4 protein-coding genes are annotated in these 4,989 nt (G+C 60.4%); all 4 read left to right on the top strand.

The annotated features are described in order from the left end of the window. Positions 1-878: cytochrome ubiquinol oxidase subunit I (locus EN893_RS18695; protein ID WP_164900950.1), on the top strand; the 878-nt coding region annotated here is incomplete at its 5' end. 3 nt (positions 879-881) lie between these two features. Then, the gene (gene cydB, locus EN893_RS18700; RefSeq protein ID WP_127269965.1) at positions 882-1,928 is read left to right on the top strand and encodes a cytochrome d ubiquinol oxidase subunit II; all 1,047 of its coding nucleotides are present in this window, start codon (positions 882-884) and stop codon (positions 1,926-1,928) included. Between the two features lie 536 nt (positions 1,929-2,464). Further along, positions 2,465-3,163 carry a YoaK family protein gene (locus EN893_RS18705; RefSeq protein WP_164748741.1) on the top strand — a complete coding sequence of 233 codons (699 nt, stop codon included), beginning with the start codon at positions 2,465-2,467 and terminating at the stop codon, positions 3,161-3,163. A 1,472-nt stretch (positions 3,164-4,635) separates the two neighbouring features. Then, positions 4,636-4,989, top strand: a 354-nt coding sequence (locus EN893_RS38690) for a hypothetical protein (RefSeq protein WP_206521944.1), incomplete at its 3' end; no start/stop codon positions are given.

A 4,989-nucleotide genomic window follows, 5' to 3' on the forward strand; every position in this document is an offset into this window, starting at 1 on the left:
CCCACATGGTCTGCGCCAGTTTCATTACCGGCTCCTTCGTCGTGGCCGGCGTCTCTGCCTTCCATCTTTGGCGCAGGCAGCATGTGGAGGCCAGCCGCCTCGCTTTCTCGCTGGCCATGTGGATGGCGCTGGTGCTCACCCCGACGCAGATCCTGCTGGGCGACCTGCACGGACGCAACACGCTTGCCTATCAGCCGATAAAACTCGCCGCGATGGAAGGGCTGTGGGACACCACCAAGGGACCCGCGATGACCGTGATTGCCTGGCCCAGCATGGAGGAGCAGCGCAATCTCTACGCGATCGACATCCCGCATCTTGCCAGCCTCTATCTCACCCATTCCTGGGACGGCGAGGTCGAGGGCCTGAAGGCGGTGCCGCGCGAGGACCAGCCCTATGTGCCGATCGTCTTCTTCGCCTTCCGCATCATGGTCGGCATCGGGCTGATCCTTCTCGCCACCGCCGTCACCGGCGTGGCGCTGCGCTGGAGCCATCGCCTCTACGACACACGCTGGTTCCAACTGATCACCATGGCGACGACGCCGCTCGGCTTCATCGCGGTGCTCGCCGGCTGGACGACCACCGAGGCAGGCCGCCAGCCTTGGGTCATCTATGGCCAGTTGCGCACCATCGACGCGGTTGCGCCGGTCGCGGCCGGCGCGGTGGCAACGACGCTTGCCATCTTCGTCGTTGTCTACATGGTTCTTCTGCTGGCTTTCCTCTGGTTCGCCGGACGCATCGCCATCCGCGGGCCGCGCGATACCAGCGCTAGCGATCCGCGCCTTGTCCGTCCGGGCCTCGACCGGGGCAGCCCGGCGATCGTCGGGTCGGCTCCGGCTGTCGCGCTCGCCGACAAAACCCGCCTCGCATCAGGAGAGTAAGCCATGTCCGCATTCTTCGCAGCCGATCTTCCTGTGCTGTTCGCAGCACTCGCGGCGTTCTGCGTCACCATCTACGTGCTGGCCGACGGCTTTGATCTCGGCGTCGGCATGCTGTTCCTGCTTGCGCCGCGCAACGAGGATCGCGACCTGATGATGGCCAGCATCGAACCCGTGTGGGACTCCAACGAGACTTGGTTGGTCATGGGCGGCACGCTGCTGCTTACCGCCTTTCCCGCCGGCTACTACGTTCTGCTGCCCGCCTTCTATTTGCCGGTAATGTTCATGTTGTTCGCCTTGATCTTCCGGGGCATCGCCTTCGAATTCCGTCTGCAAGCAGGCGAATTCCGCTGGATCTGGGACATCGCCTTCGCCGGTGGATCGCTGCTCGCAACGCTCTGTCAGGGGCTTATCCTCGGCAGCCTGATCAACGGGGTGACGATTGAGAACGGCATATTCGCCGGCGGCACGTTCGATTTCGTCAGCCTGCTCGGCCTTGCCTGCGGAGCCGGGCTGGTCGGCGGTTACGCGCTGCTCGGCGCCGGATGGCTGATCTGGAAGACGGATGGGCCGACGCAGGTGTTCGCCCGCGAGATCGCCCATTCTGCGTTGATCCTCACCTCCGGCATGATGCTCGCGGTCAGTGGGTGGAGCGCTTGGAGTGTTCCGGAGGTCGCCGCGCGTTGGTTCGCCTGGCCGAACATCGCTTTCCTCGCACCCGTGCCGTCGCTCACGGTCGCCGCGCTGCTGACCATCTGGCGCCGCATCTGGATCGGCCGCGAAGCCGAGGTCTTCCTGCTGGCGCTGGTCATCTTCCTGCTCGGTTTCGGCGGCCTCGTCGTCAGCTTGTGGCCCTATGTCGTGCCGCGACAAATCACCATCTGGAACGGCGCCGCCGATCCTCAGACGCTAGCTTTCGCCGGTACCGGGCTCATGATCGTCATCCCGATCGTCCTGGCCTATCAAGCCCATGCCTATTGGGTGTTCCGGGGTAAGACCCGCCATCACAGTGGCAACCGCTACGTCACGCAGGCCCTCCCCGAAAGTGAATGAAGGGGCTTCGACTGCTGGAACACACGCCCTCCCGGAATGAACTCGTTAGCTGAGCTTCGCGCACTACCGCGACCGCAAGGCCGATTCTATGTGAGCCATCAAGACTCTCGTTGTTCATTTAGCTTCGGTATGTCTCGCCACCGCCAGCATCGAACTGCTACAGGACTTCGGGTAGCAAGCCCCAAGCCCTCGGGGGCGGCGACGCCACCGAGCGGTCTGACAACCCCTGATGCGCACCTTTCGCTGGCTCTTCAAATACAAAGACCCAGGCTTAGGCCGAGGCGCAACATAACAGCCACAAGCACGCGTATTTAGCCTCGCCTTTTAGGGATTTGCGCACAATGTTCGTATCATGCAGCTGACATTATCCCTTCGAAACCATCTGTACCATCAATCAACGCCATCGTACTTGCGCATACCAGAGATAATAATCATTGGTCTAAACAATATACATGGGGAGGATTCTTATCTTGCCGCCCCGTGTGTAGGCTGTCCTTGATACCGCGATGGTAGAACCACCGAAGGGCCGCTCTCAGATGCATAGCTCCATCGTTCGTGAACCGACCAAACCAACCTTGATCCCGAAGCCGATCTTACCGGCCACCCTGGCGTTCGTGGCAGGTTTTGTGGATGCCTGCAGTTTCCTAGCTTTCCAGGGATTTTTTGTTGCGCAGGCGACGGGGAGCTTTGTTGTTGCAGGCTCTGAACTCTTGAACCCCAATGACAAGTACGGGCTAAAAGTACTCGCGATACCAGTGTTCCTCGTTTCCGGCATGCTCGCAACTTTTGTCGTACGCTTGGTCGCCCGCACTGATCGTTTAGCCCTAACGGTCATGCTAGGTGTCGAGGCGGTGCTACTAACTGTACTTGCAGCGACTTGGCTGTTCCGGGCATCGGATGGACTGAATGCGGAGGTTGCTCTGTTCGGGCTCGCGGCCATGGGTGTGCAGAGCGCCACGGCACGGTTGTTGCTGACCGGCTACGGGTCGACCAACGTAATGACAACTAACACAACCCAATTGTCCATAGACCTGGCGGATAGCATTTTGAACCGCTCCCTTTCACTGAATCTGCTGCCGACTTTCATGATCATTGCGGGTTTCTTCATCGGTGTGGCCGTGGGCGCCATCGTCTTTCAAATGATAGGGTTGGGCGGCGTTGTTATTCCTGCTGCAATCGTCTTTTTACTTGTCTTCGTCGCGAGAGACGCCACACAAGCGTCAAGACTGGCGTGAATGTGGTCATGTCTTCCAAGCACCACACCACTCCGCTTTCGCACAGGCATCGGCACATTGGTGATGGTTGCAGTCGATGCCGCGGTCATCATCTACTGGCGCCGACAAGGCCGTGGCCGTTGCATCCACAGCGAATAGGCCCGCACCGGCTCAGGTCGCAACCGCCTAGCGCAGGCCCGGAACCGGAAAAGCTAGGACGCATAGGAACCTCGCGGCTTCTGCAAAGGGCGCGCGGAACATGGCGCCGGCGCTGCCGCCCGCCTTCGGGTGCCAATATCTGCGATCGTATTCCGTCCTGAACGCAATTGCTCTCTTCAGGAGGTGGAGGATGCAGAGTCACCTGCGCGCACAGGATTCCCGGTGGCGACGCATTCCAGCTTTGACGTCCCCCCGTGGCTCACTTCGCCTTGCACGGCGAGGAACTGAGGAACCTCGGCCGCTGGCCAGATATCCTTCCGCCCGGCGATATGGAAATTGCTGCCGCGTTCTCAAAAGACGCTACTGCTCCTTCCAGGTAAATATCGCACCAGCCCAGGACATCAACGCGGTCCACGTCGGAAGCCCAGGCCTTGTCGCTCCCCCTCCCCGGCAAGAGCTCCTCCTCCGACTGGAGATCCCGTGGTTCCCCCCGCAAGACTCCGTAACGACGAGCGAGAACTCGATCGATGTCCTGGGCGCCTCTTTCGGGATACTCACCGAAGGCTTCGAGCGGATCGAAAAACCGGAATCTGTCGGTATAAGCGACATTGATCTCGCGACACCATTCATGGAAACGGCGTGGCAATCGTCGTCCGCGCGATTTCAATCATGGAACAGGTCTGGTCCCTTCAAACCCCGTGATCCGGCGAGCGACTTCGGTTACCGGGCACACGCATGGTTTCGGGATAAAGATTGCGATAGACGCCTGTCGAAACCCGCACTGTGGCGAATTGACGAGATTGGCCAGATCGACAAGCGCACCGAGAGCGGCGGGATCGACCGTTTGTCCACCTACCATCTCATCGGTGATACCGATGATCTCCGCCGGTAGAGCCTGACGGTTGCCGTAGTGCGCTGAACGTCGACGACATCGCCAGATGCGCCGATTTCCTTCTCCATGCAGGATGGCCCTAGCATTCGCATTTTCCGCGGGCGGATACCCGCTCCGGCTGGTCTACCTCCGGGATCGCCAGCCAAGGCCCGTCCAGCAGGCCCCGTGCCGCAGGCTGCTCGTCGCGCCTGCTTTCAGTCGCCGCGGGTGTCACACCTCGAAAAGGCCGTCCCCACTTTTTCGACGGCGGTTTGATACATGATAGCCAATTCCGGTTCCGGCTCGCGGTGCTTCCGAAATTTCTGCGTCCTATCGGACCGCATGAACGGAGAATGTGTGCGGCAAACCGTTCCTTCTGAAAATCAGCGGTTTCAACTGTAATACATTCCGGCTCTCACGATCTACTGAGAATGAGACGCTACCTCTGAAGTCGGAGCGACAAATGACCCACCTGGATCAGTATCGTGCAGATCGGCACCAAGCGCCCTTCGTCCGGCTAGAAGACCGCGACCTCAAGGTTGCTGCCCGCTGCATCGTGGAGGCTTGGGTCGCTAGGTTCGGGCAGGTCGCCGGACGAACGGAGAGCAGTCTCCTTCCCAACGAGTTTGGTGTGCTTGAACCGTATCTAGCCGAGGTTTTGGTGGTCGAGCACGGTGCCGATTTCGTTTTTTCGAAATGGGGCGCCGCCTTGGACATAGTTTGCGGTGGCGCGCATCTCGCAGATCGGTTGTCGGCTTTCCCCCAGCCGAGCCGCAGCCATCTCCGTCGCGTCTGCGTCCGCGCCGCAGCAACGAGG

This window comes from Mesorhizobium sp. M7A.F.Ca.CA.004.04.2.1 (assembly GCF_004022825.1).
Classification (GTDB): domain Bacteria; phylum Pseudomonadota; class Alphaproteobacteria; order Rhizobiales; family Rhizobiaceae; genus Mesorhizobium.

Bases quoted from the DNA above. Each gene is read 5' to 3' on its own strand.
- cydB (WP_127269965.1), top strand. From the start codon at position 882: ATGTCCGCATTCTTCGCAGCCGATCTTCCTGTGCTGTTCGCAGCACTC.
- EN893_RS18705 (WP_164748741.1), top strand. From the start codon at position 2,465: ATGCATAGCTCCATCGTTCGTGAACCGACCAAACCAACCTTGATCCCG.